This is a genomic window from Paraburkholderia sp. RCC_158, from assembly GCF_041355255.1.
In the GTDB taxonomy this organism is placed as follows: domain Bacteria; phylum Pseudomonadota; class Gammaproteobacteria; order Burkholderiales; family Burkholderiaceae; genus Paraburkholderia; species Paraburkholderia graminis.
On the sequence record NZ_JBFUPM010000007.1, the window covers coordinates 177152 to 195179 of the forward strand.

Sequence of the window (18028 nt, forward strand, 5' to 3'; positions counted from 1 at the left end):
CATAAGAGTTGGTGAGGCACGCGAGTTGGCGAGGCGGCGAGATTCACGGGCGGCGCGCGCAGCGGCAATGCACGCGATTGCCTGTAGCGGCCGCAAAATGGGCCGAATAGCGGCGGCCAAGGTGTCGCTCGACGCTGCGCCTGCGTGGACCTGCTGCGACGACAGCAGCACGGTCCCGCAAAACCGCTTTTCCGCTCTGTCATGCGACTGTCGTTTCAACGCACTACGCTCGCCGGGCGAGGCGCACGGCGGCGCGCGCCGGGATGCGGCGCCGTGCCTTTGCCGCACAAGCAGAAAGCCGGCGCATGCGCCATGAGTGTTTTTGCTGAAGTGCTACAATACCGGCCTTTCCGGCGGGTATTTCCGCCGGCCGGAGCCGGCCGCATCCTTTCCCGCAATAGCGACGGGTCCCGTGCGGAACGCCGTGGCTCCGCCTTCATCCTGATGCCTTCTGCGGTTCCGACCGCTGCCGCGCGCACGCGCCAAGCGCATTTTTAGCGAAAGCCACCATGTCCGACACAGCCGTCACGCCCAGCACTGCGACTTTTGACCAATTCGGTCTCGCGCCCGACATCCTGAAAGCAGTCAAGGAATCGGGCTACACCACGCCCACGCCGATTCAGGCGCAGGCCATTCCTGTCGTGCTGGCAGGCCGCGACGTCATGGGCGCCGCGCAAACCGGCACCGGCAAGACCGCGAGTTTTTCGCTGCCGATCATCCAGCGGCTGTTGCCGCAGGCGAGCACGAGCGCGTCGCCCGCGCGCCATCCGGTGCGCGCGCTGATCCTCACGCCGACCCGTGAACTGGCCGACCAGGTCGCCGCGAACGTCCAGTCGTATGCGAAGCACACGGCGCTGCGCAGCGCCGTGGTGTTCGGCGGCGTGGACATGAACCCGCAGTCCGAGCAGTTGCGCCGCGGCGTCGAAATTCTGATCGCCACGCCGGGCCGTCTGCTCGATCACGTGCAGCAGAAAACCGCCAATCTGGGCCAGGTGCAGATCCTCGTGCTCGACGAAGCCGACCGGATGCTCGACATGGGCTTCCTGCCGGACTTGCAGCGCATTCTGAATCTGCTGCCGAAAGAGCGTCAGACGCTGCTGTTTTCGGCCACATTCTCCGGCGAAATCAAGAAGCTCGCGGCCACGTATCTGCGCGATCCGCAAACCATCGAAGTCGCGCGCAGCAACTCGACGGCGACCAATGTCACGCAGATCGTCTATGAAGTGGCCGAGGGCGACAAGACCGGCGCCGTCGTCCAGTTGATCCGCGAGCGCAGCCTCAAGCAGGTGATCGTGTTCTGCAACAGCAAGATCGGCGCGAGCCGTCTGGCGCGCAGCCTGGAGCGCGACGGCGTGGTCGCGACCGCGATTCACGGCGACCGAACGCAGAACGAGCGTATGCAGGCGCTCGACGCGTTCAAGCGCGGCGAGATCGAGGCGCTGGTCGCAACGGACGTCGCCGCGCGCGGTCTGGACATCGCCGAATTGCCGGCCGTGATCAACTTCGATCTGCCGTTCAACGCGGAAGACTATGTGCACCGTATCGGCCGCACGGGCCGCGCGGGCGCTTCCGGCGACGCGTTGTCGCTGTGCAGCCCGAACGAGCGCAAGCAACTGGCGGACATCGAGAAGCTCATCAAGCGTCCGCTCGAGGTGCTGCGTCTGACCGTGGACACGCCTGTGCGTCATCATCACGAAGAGCGCGCGCCGCGCCGTGAGCGCAGCGAAGGTCGCGAGGGCCGTGAGGGTCGTGAAGAGCGGGGCGCTCGCCGCCGTTCGGGTGCGCCGTCGGGTTCGTACGACCGGCCGCATCATCACCGCGCGCAGCCCGTGGACGATTTTTTCCTGAAGCCTTACGAGCCGTCGCCCGCTTCGGTTCGCAAGGTGGAAGAGGCCGAGGCCGCAGGGTCCGCGCCGCAGAAGCCGTCTTCGAAGCAGCCGCTCGCGGCGTTGCTGGGCGGGTTTGGCATGCCGCGGAAGTCGTCGTCGTAAGGTTGGTTGTTGCGGGCTCGTCGTGCGGGCTCGCCAGCTAGTTGACGCTGTTGCGGTGCTTCCCGTTTTGTCCGGGCCGCGGCTCCCCGTCAAGACTTCGCGCGAAGCCGTTTCGACCGCCGCGCACGCATTGCCAGGCGCGTTAGTTGGCCGTGACACGGCCAAGCGCATATCACACCGCCAAGCGCATTTTCTTCGACCATGCCGCAGTAGCTGCGGCGTAAAAATCATCCAGCGTGGCGTGCACTGAGCCGCTCGCGCCGCCATCCTCCAGATTCAATCCCAGGTGCGTTGCCGCCGCGTTAAGCGCTTCGAGCGGCTTGTCGCAGTCGAGCGCGGTCGCTCCGTTCTGCTTGCTCAGCTTTTCACCGTGCTCGTTCGTCACCACCGGTACATGCAGGTAGCGGGGCGTCGGCACGCCGAGGCATTGCTGAAGGTAAATCTGCCGCGCCGTCGAGTCCATCAGATCCGCGCCTCGCACAATGTGCGTGATGCCCGCGTCGGCGTCGTCGACAACCACGGCCAGTTGATATGCCCACTGGTCGTCCGCGCGTCTCAGCACGAAATCGCCGACTTCGGTGGCGAGATTTTGCGTCTGCCTGCCCTGCCAGCGATCTTCGAATGTGATGACAGCCGCGTCGCCGTCCGGCACGCGCAGCCGCCACGCGCGCGCCGGCTTGCCGTGCAGGCCGTTGCGGCACGTGCCGGGATAGGCGAGCGTCGTGTTGCGCGCATGCGCATGCAGCAGCGAGTCGGCGATTTCCTTGCGCGTACAGCCGCACGGATAGACGAAGCCGGCCGCCTTCAACTGTTCCAGCGCTTGGCTGTAACGCTCGATGCGGGTGCTTTGCCAGACGGGCGGCTCGTCGGCGCGCATGCCGAAGCGCTCGAGCGTGGTGAGAATGTCCTGCGCGGCGCCCGGCGCCGTGCGCGGGCCGTCAATATCTTCGACGCGAACGAGCCATGCGCCGCGATGCGCGCGCGCGTCGAGCCAGCTTGCGAGCGCGCTCACCAGCGAGCCGAAGTGCAGTGGTCCGGTAGGCGAGGGCGCGAAGCGTCCGCGATAGGTCATGAATCGATGCGTTGGAGATTGATTCCGTGCGCCGTGAGAAGCGGGCGGCGAAAAACGCCGCCGCGCCAAGCCGCTTAAGCCGCGCGCGCCGCCTTGCTGTCCGGATGGCAGTGCGGGCACGTCTTGCCCGCCACATACATCGGCGATTTTTGCTCTTCGGGCGTCACCACCGCACGGCAGCCGAAGCACTGCGCAGTCGCGGTCGGCTCGAGCTGCGGATTGAGGGCCGTGCGGTAATCGAACACAAAGCAGTCGCCGTGATAATGCGCGCCGCCCACTTCCTCGAAATATTTGAGGATGCCGCCTTCGAGCTGATACACGTGCTCGATGCCGACCTCTTTCATATGGATCGCGGCCTTCTCGCAGCGAATGCCGCCCGTGCAGAACGACACGACTGTCTTGCCTTCCAGGTCCGCGCGATTCTGCTCGATCACTTCCGGGAATTCGCTGAACTTGGTGATGCGATAGTCGAGCGCATTGTCGAAGGTGCCGACATCCACTTCGAACGCGTTACGCGTGTCGAGCATGACGACGGGACGGCCCTGGTCGTCGTGACCGCGGTCGAGCCATGTCTTCAGCGTGGAGGCGTCGACGAATGGCGCGCGGCCGAGTTCCGGGCGAATGGCCGGCTTCTTCATCGTGATGATTTCGCGCTTGAGCTTGACGAGCATGCGCGTGAACGGCTGCTTGTCCGACAGGCTTTCCTTGAACTGCAGGTTCGCGAACTTGCCTTCGAACAGCGGATCGTGACGGATGTAGTCGATAAAGGCGTCCGTGTTCTCGCGCGTGCCCGCGACGAACAGGTTGATGCCTTCGGGCGCGAGCAGAATAGTGCCGCGCAAGCCGAGCGCATTGCAGCGCTCGGTGACGTGCGGACGCCAGGCGGCGGTGTCTTCGATGGTCGCGAAATGATACGCGGCGAGATTGACGATACTCATGGGTGTCCAGCGGTAATAAGTGGCGGCGTGGGGCCAGGCGGGCGCGCGGTGCGACCGCGGGCGGCGCGCATGCCTCGCGAGCCCGAAAGCCTGTTGGATGCACTCGAACGCGTCAGAGCGTTTGAATGCCTTGCGCCGCAGCCACGTCGGATAGGCGAAACCCATATTATCCCTCAAGCCGGCGCTTTCCCCGATTCGGCCAAACGGCCAGCCGCTTGCGTTAGCGCAAACCACGGCCAAACTTACGCGCCTGTATGTCGCCGCACGATGCCGCCGCGCGAACAAAGCGACGCGCAGAAAAGCCTGGAAACTGTCGACGCCCGCGGCTCGCGCGTCAGCGTCTTAGGCCGGATGGCTAACGCGCGGTTTTGCGGCTGAAATCTCCGGGAGGCTGGGGTTACAATGTCGCCCATGTCAGATCCCCGCTTCGTCCATCTCCGCGTCCACTCCGAATTCTCGATCGCCGACGGCATCGTGCGTCTTGACGACGTCGTCAAGGCGGCCGCCAAAGACGGTCAGGGCGCGCTCGCTCTCACCGACCTCGGCAACGCGTTCGGTCTCGTTCGTTTCTACAAGGAAGCGCGCGGCAAAGGGGTCAAACCCATTGCCGGCTGCGACGTCTGGATCACGAATCCCGACGACCGCGACAAGCCTTCGCGCCTGTTGCTACTGGTGAAAGACCGGCGCGGCTATCTGAATCTGTGCGAGTTGCTAAGCAAGGCTTCGCTCACGAACCAGTATCGCGGACGCGCGGAAATCGAGGCCGGCTGGTTGGAATCCGGCCTCGGCGAAGGCTTGCTCGCGTTGTCGGGCGCGCAGCAGGGCGACATCGGCTTGGCGCTTGCCGCCGGCAATCAGGAGGCGGCAAAGCGCAACGCGCTGCACTGGGCGAAGGTGTTTCCGGGCGGCTTCTACATCGAGTTGCAGCGCTGCGGTCAGCCGGGCGGCGAGCAGTACGTGCAGCAGGCGGTCGCGCTCGCGGCGTCGCTGAAACTGCCGGTGGTCGCCACGCACCCGATGCAGTTCATGACGCCCGACGACTTCACCGCGCACGAAGCGCGCGTGTGTATTTCCGAAGGCGACATTCTCGCGAATCCGCGGCGTCAGAAGCGCTTTACGCCCGAGCAGTATTTCCGCACGCAAGACGAAATGACCGCGCTGTTCGCGGACATTCCGTCGGCGCTTGCCAATACGGTGGAGATCGCCAAGCGCTGCAATCTCACACTCGAACTCGGCAAGCCGAAACTGCCGCTCTTTCCGACGCCCGACGGCATGTCGCTCGACGACTACCTCGTGCATCTGTCGAAAGAGGGCCTGGAAAAGCGTCTCGAGCAGTTGTACCCCGATGAAGCCGAGCGCGCCGCGCAGCGCGACACGTATTACCAGCGGCTCGAATTCGAGTGCGGCACGATCATCAAGATGGGCTTTCCGGGCTACTTCCTGATCGTCGCGGACTTCATCAACTGGGCAAAGAACAACGGCGTGCCGGTGGGGCCGGGCCGGGGTTCGGGCGCGGGCTCGCTCGTCGCGTACGCGCTCGGCGTGACCGACCTCGATCCGCTGCGCTACAACCTGCTGTTCGAACGTTTCCTGAACCCGGAACGTGTGTCGATGCCCGACTTCGACATCGACTTCTGCCAGCACGGGCGCGACCGCGTGATCCAGTACGTGAAGGAGAAGTACGGCGCGGACGCCGTCTCGCAGATCGCGACCTTCGGCACGATGGCGGCGAAGGCGGCGGTGCGCGACATCGGCCGCGTGCTCGATCTCGGCTATATGTTCACCGACGGCATCGCCAAGCTGATTCCGTTCAAGCCGGGCAAGCACGTCACGATCGCCGACGCGATGAAGGAAGAGCCGCTCTTGCAGGAGCGCTTCGACAACGAAGACGAGGTGCATCAGTTGCTCGAGCTCGCGCAACGCGTCGAAGGTCTCACGCGTAACGTCGGCATGCATGCGGGCGGCGTGCTGATCGCGCCCGGCAAGCTGACCGACTTTTGCCCGCTGTACACGCAGGGCGACGAAAGCGGCGTCGTGAGCCAGTACGACAAGGACGACGTCGAAGCCGTCGGCCTCGTCAAGTTCGACTTCTTGGGCCTGACCACGCTCACGATTCTCGACTGGGCCGAGCGCTATATCCGCCGTCTCGATCCGTCGAAGAAAGACTGGTCGCTCGCGCAAGTGCCGCTCGACGATCCCGCGTCATTTTCGATTCTCAAGAAAGCGAATACGGTCGCCGTGTTCCAGCTGGAAAGCCGCGGCATGCAGGGCATGCTGAAGGACGCGCAGCCCGACCGCTTCGAAGACATCATCGCGCTCGTCGCGTTGTATCGTCCGGGCCCGATGGACCTGATCCCGAGTTTCTGCGCGCGTAAGCACGGGCGCGAAGTGGTCGAGTATCCGGATCCGCGCGTCGAACCTGTTCTGAAAGAGACCTACGGCATCATGGTCTACCAGGAGCAGGTGATGCAGATGGCGCAGATCATCGGCGGCTACTCGCTCGGCGGCGCGGACTTGCTGCGTCGCGCGATGGGCAAGAAGAAGGCCGAGGAAATGGCCCAGCATCGCGAGTTGTTCCGCCAGGGCGCCGCGAAGAATGGCCTGACCGGCGAGAAGGCCGACGAAATTTTCGACTTGATGGAGAAGTTCGCGGGCTACGGCTTCAACAAGTCGCACGCGGCCGCGTATGCGTTGCTCGCGTATTACACCGCGTGGCTGAAGGCGCACCATCCGGCGGAATTCATGGCGGCGAATATGTCGCTCGCGATGGACGACACGGACAAGGTCAAGATCCTGTTCGAAGACTGCATCACGAACAAGATGACGGTGCTGCCGCCGGACATCAACCTGTCGGCGTATCGTTTCGAACCGGTTGCGGAGCCTGACGGCAAGCGCTCGAAAACCATCCGCTACGGCCTGGGCGCAATCAAGGGCAGCGGGCAGAATGCGATCGAAGAAATTTTGCGCGCGCGCGAAGACGGTCCGTTTATCGACATCTTCGATTTCTGCAACCGGATCGACCGTCGCGTGGTTAATCGCCGCACGGTCGAAGCACTGATTCGCGCCGGCGCGTTCGATACTTTGCATCAGAATCGCGCGCAACTCATCGCGTCCGTTTCGCTCGCGATGGAAGCCGCCGAACAGGCGAGCGCGAATGCGTTGCAGGCCGGTTTGTTCGATATGGGCGACGCGCCGTCGCAAGGCCACGAACTCGTCGACGAACCCGAGTGGCCGGAAAAGAAGAAGCTCCAGGAAGAGAAGGCCGCACTCGGCTTTTATCTGTCGGGCCATCTGTTCGACGCCTACAAGGACGAAGTGCGGCGCTTCGTGCGGCAGAAGATCGGCGAATTGAAAGAAGGGCGCGACAAGCTGGTCGCGGGCATCATCGCGTCGCTGCGCACGCAGATGACCCAGCGCGGCAAGATGCTGATCGCGCTGCTCGACGACGGCACCGGTCAATGCGAAGTGACGGTGTTCAACGAGACTTTCGAGGCGAACAAGCAACTCTTCAAGGAAGACGAGTTGCTGGTCGTGCAGGGCCAGGCGCGCAACGACGCGTTCACGGGCGGCATCCGCTTCACGGTGGATACGGTCATGGACCTCGGCCGCGCACGCTGCCGTTACGCAGAGGCCGTGAAAGTGAAGATGAACGGCAACGCCGACGCGCTGGCGCTGCGGCGCGTGCTCGAAGCGCATAGCGCGGGCAAGGATGAGCCGCAGGCGGCGCCGGCACCCGCGGCTTCGGCGCGCGGCAACGGCGGCGGGCGCAATGGCGGTAGCGGCGGCTTCGGTGGCGGCTACGGCGGCGACAACGGACGCCAGCGTCAGCCGGTGCAAATCCCGAACGGGCTCGCGGTTCAGATCGTGTATCGAAGCGAGAATGCCGAGGGCGAAATGCGTCTTGGCGACGCCTGGCGCGTGAAGCCGACCGACGAATTGCTGGCCGATCTGCGCGGCCAGTTCGCCGGCAGCGCGATCGAGATTGTGTATTAAGGGTGTGTCGCTGCTACGGGCGTTGCTGTGAGCCCGGCTTCGAGCGCGACGCTTCCCCGAGTCGCGCAAGCTTCAGAAACCGGTAGTACACCGTCTCCGCGTTGAACATCGCGATCATGAAGCCGGCGCGGCCGTCCAGAAAGCCTCGGCGCAACAGGTAAGTCCGCACAAAGGCCCACGCGCCGCGGCCAAGCGCCTTGCCGAAGCTGCCGCGCTGGCCCGCCGCATGACGCTGCAGCGCGCCGGCGCTCGAATAGGCATCGAGTTTGCGCAGCACGGACTCGAAGTCCTCGTACGAGTAGTGCATCAGCTTGCCGGTGAGGCGTTGCGCGGGCGTGTCGAAGACAAGCCGTTCGTGAACGAGGTCGTCCGAGAAACGCGCGGCGCCGCGCTTGAAGAGGCGCGGAATCCAGTCCGGATACCAGCCGCTGTGATGAATCCAGTGCCCGCAAAAACTCGACAAACGGTCTACCGCATAGACGTCGGCGGCGGGTGCCGCGAGCGCCGCGCGGATCGACGCGGCAAGCTCCGGCGAAACGATCTCGTCGGCGTCGAGCGAGAGAATCCAGGCGGTGTTGAGCGCGTTCACCGCGCGGTTCTTTTGCGGGCCGAAGCCTGGCCAGTCGGTCTGTTCGATCACCTGGGCGCCGTGCGCGCGGGCAATGTCGGCAGTGCCGTCGACGCTGCCGCCGTCGATCACGACAATCTGGTCCGCAAAGGCCACGGACCGCAGGCATTCGGCGAGCCGCGCCGCCGCGTTTTTAGTGATGATGGCGACGCCGAGGGTAGTTTCTTGCATACCTGAAGTGGTGATGGCGAGTGGCGTGAAGGCGGAGCGACGCAAGGGATCGCGCGGTGAGGCGCAACGGGCCGCGCAAGTATACCCGGGCAATACGATGTTTCGGCAAGCGGCGCAACCCCCCAAAAACGTCGGCCGAGCGTCCACACCAACCGTTTACAATGCTGCTTTTCGATCTTCGCGCCGCGGGCAGCCGGTCGCCGGCGCGAATCTCGTTCCGCATTCCCAGAGGATTCCTTGAGCGCGAAGCCAACGTTAAGCAAACCCATCGGTGAAGGCGAAGCGTCGTCGCCCGCCGTCGTTTTCCGGCGCCTGTGGCCGTTCGTCAAGCCGCTCTTGTGGGTGATCATCGGGGCCATTATCGCGATGGCCGCAAGCGCCGCCACCGACGCCGCCATTCCCGCGTTGCTCAAGCCGCTGCTCGACAAAGGTTTCGGCGCGCATGCAAGCGATAACGCGAAATGGTTCGTGCCCGTCGCCGTGATCGGCCTCGCGCTGATTCGAGGCGTGTCGCAATATGCGTCCGGTTATCTGCTCGCATACGTCTCCAACAAGATCCTGCTCGAACTGCGGCTGCGCATGTTCGACCGCATGATTCACACGAGCGTCGCGTTTTTTCAGCGCGAAACCGCGAGCACGGTGATCAACGCGATCGTCTTCGAGGTCAACCAGATTCTCAACGTGCTGTTGAGCGTGTTGGTCACGCTGGTGCGCGACTCGCTCACGGTCGTCTTCCTGCTCGGCTATCTGTTCTATCTGAACTGGCGGCTCACGCTGATCGTCGCGGTGCTGCTGCCGGGCATCGGCTGGCTGGTCGGCAAGATCAATCGCCGGCTGCGGCGGCTGAACCGCGAGCATCAACTGCTGACCAACGAGCTGTCCTACATCGTCGAGGAAACCGTGGGCGGCTACAAGGTCGTCAAGGTTCATAACGGCGAGAAGTACGAGATGGACCGCTTCTCGTCGATGAGCAAGCGTCTGCGCGGCTACGCGATGCGCATGACGGTCTCGGGCGGACTCGCTCAACCGCTGACGCAGTTCCTCGCGTCCATCGCGCTTGCCGTCGTGATCACGATCGCGGTGGTGCAGTCGTCGTCGGATCAGACCACGGTCGGCGGCTTCGTCGCCTTCGTCACGTCAATGCTGCTGATCATCTCGCCGCTCAAGCATCTGATGGATGTGAACCAGCCGCTGCAGCGGGGCATGACGGCGGCCGAGCTGATCTTCGGCCTGATCGACGAACCGGCGGAGCCAGCGGGCGGCGGCAAGCCGCTCGAGCGCGCGCGCGGCGAAGTGGAGTTCCGCGACGTCTCGTTCATGTACAGCGCCAACGCGACGCACAATCGCCACACGCTGGACAAGGTTTCGTTCAAGGTGGCGCCGGGTGAAATGGTCGCGCTCGCGGGTCCGTCGGGCAGCGGCAAGACCACGCTGGTGAACCTGCTGCCGCGCTTTTTCGATCCGACCGGCGGCGAGATTCTCGTCGACGGCGTCGCGCTTCCCGAGTACGACCTGCACGCGCTGCGCAGCCAGATCGCGATGGTGAGCCAGGACGTCGTGCTCTTCAACGACACGGTGGCCAACAACGTCGCTTACGGCCAGACGGCCGATCGCGACAGGGTGACCGCGGCGCTACGCGCGGCCAACCTGTGGGACACGGTCGACGCGATGCCCAACGGCATCGACACGCTCGTCGGCGACAACGGCATGATGCTGTCCGGCGGCCAGCGCCAGCGTCTCGCGATCGCGCGCGCCATCTACAAGGACGCGCCGATCCTGATTCTCGACGAAGCCACGTCGGCGCTGGATTCGGAGTCCGAGCGCCACGTGCAGGCCGCGCTCGAAACGCTGATGAAAGGCCGCACCACGCTCGTCATCGCGCACCGGCTGTCCACCATCGAGCGCGCGAACCGCATCCTCGTGATGGAGGCGGGGCATATCGTCGAGTGCGGCAGTCATCGGGAACTGCTGGCACAGAACGGGTTGTACGCGCATCTGCATCGGATTCAGTTTCAGCAGAGTGCGGCATAAGTGTCCGGCAGTTGCGTCGCCTGCCAGCGGCGTCTCCGTTCCACGGTTCTGGTTACCCGACCGGGCCGCGGGACTTGCTGGAAGATGGCAACGCTGGCTTGCTAGTGCCGATCGGCGTGCCGTTGCCGGGTGATTGACGACAGACGCTCAAACACCGCCCGTGACCAGCGGCAGCACGGTCAAATCCGGATGCGTGCCATCGACAATGCTGCGTCCCACGTGCACGCCTTCGTACAGCGCGTCGTCCTTGCTGGCGAAGCTTTCCTCGCCGTCCGCATGAAACGGGACCGCGTGACCGGGAATCGACGGGTCCGCGCCCGGATGACAGACGTAGCCGACATACGTGTAGCGGTTATTCGCCTCGTTCGGCGGCGCGTAGGACGCGTTGCCTTCGTCCGGCTCATTCTTTGGCATGAGCGCCACGTGAATCTCGAAGCCCTCGTATTCGACCATTTGCCAAGGTGCGGTTTCGTCGGCCATGGCCCCCTCCGTCTTCGTCGCGCATATCGGAAAGTCTAGGCGATTTAGCGGCGAAGCGCGGGCCTCGACGACTACGGCAAAACCATTAAACGATTACGGCTTGACCGCGCCTCAGACGAATGGCCACCGACGCAGCACATTGCGGACTTTTCATGAAGCCCCAGCGGACATCGGCCAATTGGCCACCGCAGTTGCTTGACCAGCGCCGTCATATAGAATGACGCGCTTTGCCCGTCGGACATCTCGCCTATGTGGTTCAAAAACCTACAGCTTCACCGTCTTCCCGCTCCGTGGTCCGTCACGGCGGAACAAATGGAAAAGTGGCTCGCGCCGCACGCGTTCGCGCCCGGCAATAGCGTCGAAATGCAAAGCCACGGCTGGGCGTCGCCGCGCGATAACGACTCGCTCGTTTATGCGCTGAACGGCCAGTTGCTGCTCACGTTCCGCACGGAGAAGAAGCTGCTGCCGGCTTCGGTCGTCACGCAAGTGACGAAAGCGCGTGCCGCCGAACTCGAAGAGCAGCAGGGCTTCAAACCTGGCCGCAAGCAGATGCGCGAACTCAAGGAGCAGGTCACCGACGAACTGTTGCCGCGCGCCTTTAGCATTCGCCGCGATACGCGCGTGTGGATCGATTGCCGCAACGGCTGGCTGGTGATCGACGCGGCGTCACAGACGGTCGCCGACGAAGTGCGCGGCCTGCTGGTGAAGTCGATTGATCAGTTGCCGCTCGGCACGGTGCGCGTCACGCAATCGCCGGTCGCGGCCATGACCGAGTGGCTGCTTTCCGGTGAGGGGCCGAGCGGCTTCACCGTCGATCAGGATACCGAATTGCGCTCGCCGACCGAAGGCAACGCGACGGTCCGTTACGTCGGCCATACGTTGGACGCGGAAGATATGCGCCGTCACATCGAAGCGGGCAAGCAATGCATGCGGCTCGCGATGACGTGGAAGGACCGCGTGTCGTTCGTGCTGACGCCTTCGCTGACGATCAAGCGCATTGCACCGCTCGACGTGCTGAAGGAGGCGAGCGACCCAACCGCTCAAGGCGACGACGAGCTGTTCGATTCCGACTTCACGCTGATGACCGCGGAACTCGAGCGCATGCTGGGCGATCTCGTCGATGCGTTGGGTGGTGAAGAGGGCGATGCGATGGCGCGGGCGGCTTGAGAGAGGGGTGGTTTGCAGCGGGGAAAGTTACCCACAGTTTCTGTTTGCAAGGCTGTGCATAACTACCCCGCAATCTCCGCAACTCATTGACGCGCTGGCCGTTTTTGCAGAGACATCGAAGTTGGGCACGCTTGCGCGCGCCCGGCTTTATAACGGCCCACACCGACCATCGTCGCCAAACGGCAAAAGACGTTACTTCATTGCCGCCATCGCCTGCTCGATCTCTTCCTTGCTCAGATCGCGCTTGTGCGTGGCCAGCGACCAGCTATGCCCGAACGGGTCTTTCAACTGGCCGTAGCGGTCGCCCCAGAACATGTCGGTGACCGGCATCTTCACGGTCGCGCCGGCATTGACAGCTTGCTGAAAACTTGCGTCGACATCTTCGACATAGTGGTGAATCGTCACCGGCGTGCCTTGCAGATGATTCGGGCCGAACGCCTGGTGCTCCGGCCATTCGTCGGTGAGCATCAGCATCGAATCGCCGATTTTCAGGCACGCGTGCATCACCTTGCCGCCCGGCCCTGGCAAGCGGAACTGCTCGACGGCGTTGAAGGCTTTTGTATAAAACGCGATGGCTTCGGCGGCGTTGGCGCAAATCAGATACGGCGTGAGCGAGTGCATCCCGTCCGGGATCGGTTTGACAGCGGGGCTGCTCATGACGGCGACTCCTTGAAGTAACTGGTTCGTGGATTGAAAGTCCGACTGTTTCAGCGAGCCTTTCAACGTTACGACGAACGGGTCGCCACCGAATCGACACTCCGAAAAAAATATTTCGCGCACGTACGCACGTACGCACGTGCGCACGTCTGCGCCCCGGCTATTAGTCCTACGGATCGTTAGACGACGTTAGCCCGCCGGATTGTCCTCATCAGCCGGTGCGGCGGGCGTCGGCGCGGACCCTGGCGAAGGCGCAGTCGCGCCGGTCGGTGCACCGAGTATGCTGATCTGGAACGTCGGCGTGCCCGCGAGCGATTGCAGCGTTGCATCCTCGGGAATGTGTTCGAGGAGCGGCAGAATCACGGAGCCGCCGATCACCGCGCGCCGGCTGTTGTCGGACGGACGCAATCCCCAGATGTCCTGATAAACCACCGGCACGGTGACGCCGTTGCGAGTCGTATTGCCGATGTAAAGCATCACATGCCCGCCGATGTAGATCAGCGTGCGCAGCGGCACGCCATGCGCGGCCAGATAGTCAAGCCGTTGCGCGGGCGTCGACGCGGACAGATCGATCATGCGCCCGGCGCTCATCTGCGTGGACGAATGGCGCGGCAGCCACACGCCAAAGGTCGCGAAGATGCTTTGCAGTTCCGACGAACAATCGTTGTAGAGGCCGCTGTTGCCCCAGCCATAAGGCCGGCCGATCAGCGCTTTCATCAGCGTCGCGAGATGGCGCGGCGTGGCGGCGAGCGGCATCGGCGCAATCTGCGTGTCGTCGAGTTCGGCCGTGCGGATCAACGCCTCGCCTTCCGCGCCGCGCGCGGGCACGAGGACCGTGCGATGTGTCGGCGGTGGAGGCGCGGCATTGGCGTCCATGCCCGTCTCATTGTCGTTCGAACTCACATCGGACGCTGGCGCGGAAGCCCGCATCTTTCCAACCCGCATCGCGCGATCCGCCGACGCCGCCACCAACGGCAGCAGCGTGCCTGCGGGCGCCTCGAAGCGGAACACGCCGCGGCTATCGCGCACCGGCGTAAAAGCACCGATCACCGCACCGAGCGATTTCGCACTCGCGGCGCGCCAGCTATCGACGAAACGCTCGCTCGCCATGCCGACGCCGTCGCTGCGCACCCAGCCTTGCACATCGGGCGTCTGCACGTAATGCCATGCGCCGTCGACGCTCGTACCGAGCACATACAGCGGCGTGCCCGGCCGCACGGCGGAGATTTGCAGGTTGTCGAACGGATAGCCTTCGCCGGCCAGACGGTGATCGTAGAACGACGGGTCGGTGGTCGGCAGTTCGCGCACCATCAGATTGGTGGTCGCGATCGCGCGCCGCGCCGGCTGGTAGACCGGCGCGTCGGTGAACTGCGCGACGTTCATATTGCGCGCGATGGCGTCGATCCACGCCTTGTCGTGCGGACGAAAGTTCTCGCCATAACCGATGCCCGCGCCGCTCTTGCCGGTATTGTCGAAGCGGGCGATGCGGCGCTGCTGCAGCGCGGCGACATCCGCGCCTTGCTGGCGATAGACGCGCATCGTCACATACGCGGAGTTCCACGGCGACGGCGCGCTCGTCCCGGTGCCGAAGTAGCGGGCGTAAAGCGCCTGGAAATGCGCCTGCTGATCGGCGGGGCTCAGGAACGGCTTGTCGTAGCCGGCGCTGTCGGGCTCGAGCCAGTGATCGACGTTCTGGTCGTAGGCGGCGAGCGGAAAGAGCGTGAGGTTATCGGCGGCGATTCGCGCGTCATGCGTCTGGGACGGATTGCTGCAAGCGGCCAGAGCCGCGAGCGACGCGAGCGCCATGAACGACGCCACACGGCGCCAGGCATGCGGCAACGCGTGTGCAATGCGGGCAACGCGGACCATACGAACAACGCTCACAACGCGCCCAAAATAAACAACGCGCACAACGCGAAAAGGAACGGCTAAAGACATGAGTTCGGCAAAGAGAGTGCAAGGGAGACTGCAAGGGCACGATGATACGGCGTTGCGCCTTCCATTACACTTGACCGCCAGCTAAAGCAACACATCAGCGCTTCCCAAACTCCAAAGGAGCCCAACATGAAAACGAGCGCACGCAATCAGTTCGCAGGCGAAATAGTTCAGCTCACGCACGGCGCCGTCAACGACGAGGTCACGCTGCGAACCGCCGACGGCCTCGACATCGTCGCCATCATCACGCACGGCAGCGCTAAAACGCTTGGGCTCGCCGTGGGCAAGCAGGCGTTTGCGCTGGTGAAGGCATCGTCGGTGATCGTGATGGTCGACGTATCGAAGGACCAGGTGTCGGCGCGCAATTGCATCGCGGGCACGGTGACCGCCGTGACGACCGGCGCGGTGAATTCCGAAGTAACGATCGGCGCGGGCAGCGCGCAGATCGCCGCGATCGTGACCAACGAGAGCGTCGAGCGCCTCGGCCTCGCGGTCGGCCAGGCGGCGACGGGAATCTTCAAGGCGTCGAGCGTGATCGTCGGCGTCGAGTCGTAGTGGCCGCATTCCAGTGATCGAGCAAGCTGCTTGCTTTACACTGGAGCGCCACGTTGCATCGTTTCCCGCCTTCATCACGGACCCGTCATGTTCGAAGTCTCCTCCGCATCGCACTTGCCCAAGGCCGCGCAATACGAAGAACTCGTCGCGCAGGCGCGCGCGCTTCTCGCCGGCGAAACCGACTGGATCGCCAACGCGGCCAACTTCTCGTCGTTCGTGTTCCATTCGTTGAGCGATCTGAACTGGGCCGGCTTTTACTTTCATGACGGCCGCGAACTGGTGGTCGGGCCTTTCCAGGGCAAGCCGGCGTGCGTGCGCATTGCGCTCGGCAAAGGCGTCTGCGGCACGGCCGCGCAAACGCGCGAGACGCAGATCGTGCGCGACGTCCACGAATTCCCCGGCCACATCGCGTGCGATTCGGCGTCGCAATCGGAAGTTGTCGTGCCGCTCGTCGCGCCCGACGGCACGCTGATCGGCGTATGGGACGTCGATAGCCCGGTCCTCGCGCGCTTCGACGAAGAAGACGCGAAGGGCATGGAGGCGCTGTGCGCGGTATTCATCGAAGCGGCATTGCCGCGCGCGTCGTAGTCACCGCACAGACACCGCGTTTTGAACACGACCCACGCCGGCGGGACGCAAGCTGAGTCGCGTCTTGCACAAGAAGCGCCGGCCTCGGCACTAGCCGCCGCACTGACCGCCGCTCCCTTCGGCATGTTCATTTGCGACGAGCGCGGCACCTTTCAGTTCGTCAACGCGGCGCTAGAAAAGCTGACCGGATGGAGCGCCGACGAACTGATCGGCCGGCGCAGCTTCGAATCGCTGCACGATCCCGCCGAACTCGCGAGACGCCGCGCCGAACTGCCGTCGCTCGCGGACATCGACGCTCGCTACGAGGGCGAATGGACGTACCGGCGACGCAGCGGCACGCCGGTGCGCGTCGTACTCGCGCTGTCGCCGCTGCCTGCATGTTCCGACGCCACAGCCTGCCACGCGTCCGACGCGCGTTACGTCGGCGTGGTCGTCGACATGACGCGCTATGCGCAGTCCGAGGCGCGCCTCTGGTACGTCTCGCATCACGACGGCGTCACGCGTCTGCCGAATCAGACGCTCTTCACCGAACGCCTCGAACTGACGATCTCGCGCTGCGCACGCAGCCACACATCCTTTACCGTGCTGATCGCCGAACTCGATCATCTGCGCAAGCTCCGCGACGCGCTCGGCCTGCATGCGGCCGAACTGGTGCTGCAGATCGTCGGCGAACGCTTGCGTGGACTTTTTCCCAACGACGGCACGATCGCGTCGATCGGCGGCACGCAGTTCGCGCTGCTGATCAACGAAACGGGCGCCGCCGCCGACGCATTCGCCGCGGAGGCGCTCGCGCGCATCGCCGAGCCGATCGACTATGGCGGCACGGCGCTCAACATCGCGGCGAGCATCGGCATCGCCGCGTATCCGGACGACGGCGGCGACGCGGCCACGCTCATGCGGCGCGCGGGCGTCGCGCTGTCGGCGGCGTCGGCGGTGAACGGCAATGCGGTCCGGCGTTTTTCGACGGCGCTCGAAGGACAGGCCGCGCGCCGCTTCCAGATCGAGACGATGCTGCGCGAAGCGTTGGAGCGCCGGCAATTGCATCTCGTGTATCAGCCGCAGGTGACGCTCGCCAACGGACGCATCGCGCAAGTCGAAACGCTGCTGCGCTGGAATCATCCGCAGCGCGGCATGATCAGCCCCGCGGAATTCGTGCCGGTCGCCGAAGAGTCCGGCTTGATCGAGCAGATCGGCGAGTGGGTGATCCGCACCGCCTGTCGCGAAGCGGGCAGGCTGCTGCGGTTGACCGGCAACTTGCCGCGCGTGGCGGTCAACGTGTCGCCGCAGCAGTTCCGGCGGCCGGACCTGTTCGACACGATTCGCGACGCGCTCGACCAGGCCGCGCTCGATCCGTCTTACCTGGAAGTGGAGATCACCGAAGGCGCGTTGCTCGGCGATGTGGACCAGGCGCTGGAAACCTTGCACGCATTACGCGAACTCGGCGTCGAAATTGCCGTCGACGACTTCGGCACCGGCTATTCCAGCCTCGCCTATTTGACGCGTTTTCCGTTGAACCGCCTGAAGATAGACCGCTCGTTCGTCGCGCGCATGGGCAACGATCCGCAAAGTCTTGCACTGGTCGGCGCGATCATCGCGATGGCGCATGCGCTGGAGTTGCGCGTCACGGCCGAAGGCGTCGAAACACCGGAGCAGGCCGCACAATTGCAGACGCTCGGTTGCGACGAGGCGCAAGGCTTCTGGTTTTCGCGGCCGGTGACGGCATCGGGACTGCGGAATTTGCTCGGGCCGTAGAACCGCGTTCAAGCGCCGCCAAGTCGGAAACGTCTGCAAAAATTCATGCCAGGTGGGAATCGCAAGGGTA

Annotated in this window: 13 protein-coding genes; 7 read left to right on the forward strand and 6 right to left on the reverse strand. The window is 64.2% G+C overall.

From position 1 onward, the window contains the following. Window positions 1–509: 509 nt before the first annotated feature. Window positions 510–1991 carry a DEAD/DEAH box helicase gene (locus AB6809_RS16300; protein WP_006048352.1) on the forward strand — a complete coding sequence of 494 codons (1482 nt, stop codon included), beginning with the start codon at window positions 510–512 and terminating at the stop codon, window positions 1989–1991. A 172-nt stretch (window positions 1992–2163) separates the two neighbouring features. Here the strand turns inward: AB6809_RS16300 and gluQRS are convergent, their stop codons facing one another. Continuing rightward, a complete protein-coding gene (gluQRS, locus tag AB6809_RS16305; protein WP_029969961.1) occupies window positions 2164–3063 on the reverse strand; it encodes a tRNA glutamyl-Q(34) synthetase GluQRS in 900 nt (299 codons plus the stop codon). A 74-nt stretch (window positions 3064–3137) separates the two neighbouring features. Next, window positions 3138–4001, reverse strand: coding sequence for a sulfurtransferase (locus tag AB6809_RS16310; RefSeq protein WP_029969960.1), 864 nt, complete (start codon window positions 3999–4001; stop codon window positions 3138–3140). A 402-nt stretch (window positions 4002–4403) separates the two neighbouring features. On the opposite strand from AB6809_RS16310, the gene dnaE reads away from it, so the two are divergent. Further along, complete coding sequence (dnaE, locus tag AB6809_RS16315; protein ID WP_006048349.1) at window positions 4404–7994, forward strand: DNA polymerase III subunit alpha; 3591 nt, start codon at window positions 4404–4406, stop codon at window positions 7992–7994. Window positions 7995–8007: 13 nt separating this feature from the next. Here the strand turns inward: dnaE and AB6809_RS16320 are convergent, their stop codons facing one another. After that, window positions 8008–8793 (reverse strand): glycosyltransferase family 2 protein, encoded by a 786-nt coding sequence (locus tag AB6809_RS16320; protein ID WP_006048348.1) that lies wholly within the window; start codon window positions 8791–8793, stop codon window positions 8008–8010. A gap of 237 nt (window positions 8794–9030) precedes the next feature. On the opposite strand from AB6809_RS16320, the gene msbA reads away from it, so the two are divergent. Further along, the gene (gene msbA / locus AB6809_RS16325) at window positions 9031–10824 is read left to right on the forward strand and encodes a lipid A export permease/ATP-binding protein MsbA (RefSeq protein WP_006048347.1); all 1794 of its coding nucleotides are present in this window, start codon (window positions 9031–9033) and stop codon (window positions 10822–10824) included. A 147-nt stretch (window positions 10825–10971) separates the two neighbouring features. Here the strand turns inward: msbA and AB6809_RS16330 are convergent, their stop codons facing one another. Continuing rightward, entirely contained in the window at window positions 10972–11304 is a 333-nt protein-coding gene (locus tag AB6809_RS16330; RefSeq protein WP_006048346.1) for a hypothetical protein, read from the reverse strand. Window positions 11305–11553: 249 nt separating this feature from the next. On the opposite strand from AB6809_RS16330, the gene AB6809_RS16335 reads away from it, so the two are divergent. After that, the gene (locus AB6809_RS16335; RefSeq protein ID WP_029969958.1) at window positions 11554–12471 is read left to right on the forward strand and encodes a recombination-associated protein RdgC; all 918 of its coding nucleotides are present in this window, start codon (window positions 11554–11556) and stop codon (window positions 12469–12471) included. Between the two features lie 192 nt (window positions 12472–12663). Here AB6809_RS16335 and AB6809_RS16340 read toward each other — a convergent pair whose 3' ends face one another. Both AB6809_RS16340 and AB6809_RS16345 read right to left on the reverse strand, forming a co-directional pair. Continuing rightward, window positions 12664–13128: a VOC family protein gene (locus AB6809_RS16340; protein WP_006048344.1), complete on the reverse strand. Its 465-nt coding sequence runs from the start codon at window positions 13126–13128 to the stop codon at window positions 12664–12666. 189 nt (window positions 13129–13317) lie between these two features. After that, on the reverse strand, window positions 13318–14997 hold the full coding sequence (locus AB6809_RS16345; RefSeq protein WP_029969957.1) for an SH3 domain-containing C40 family peptidase: 1680 nt from the start codon (window positions 14995–14997) through the stop codon (window positions 13318–13320). 195 nt (window positions 14998–15192) lie between these two features. Between AB6809_RS16345 and AB6809_RS16350 the strand changes: the two genes are divergently transcribed. From AB6809_RS16350 to AB6809_RS16360, 3 genes are all read left to right on the forward strand, one after another. Beyond that, a complete protein-coding gene (locus AB6809_RS16350; protein WP_006048342.1) occupies window positions 15193–15618 on the forward strand; it encodes a molybdopterin-binding protein in 426 nt (141 codons plus the stop codon). An 87-nt stretch (window positions 15619–15705) separates the two neighbouring features. Continuing rightward, window positions 15706–16206 (forward strand): GAF domain-containing protein, encoded by a 501-nt coding sequence (locus AB6809_RS16355; RefSeq protein WP_006048341.1) that lies wholly within the window; start codon window positions 15706–15708, stop codon window positions 16204–16206. Window positions 16207–16308: 102 nt separating this feature from the next. Then, complete coding sequence (locus AB6809_RS16360; RefSeq protein ID WP_051154042.1) at window positions 16309–17958, forward strand: bifunctional diguanylate cyclase/phosphodiesterase; 1650 nt, start codon at window positions 16309–16311, stop codon at window positions 17956–17958. The last annotated feature ends 70 nt before the right edge of the window (window positions 17959–18028 follow it).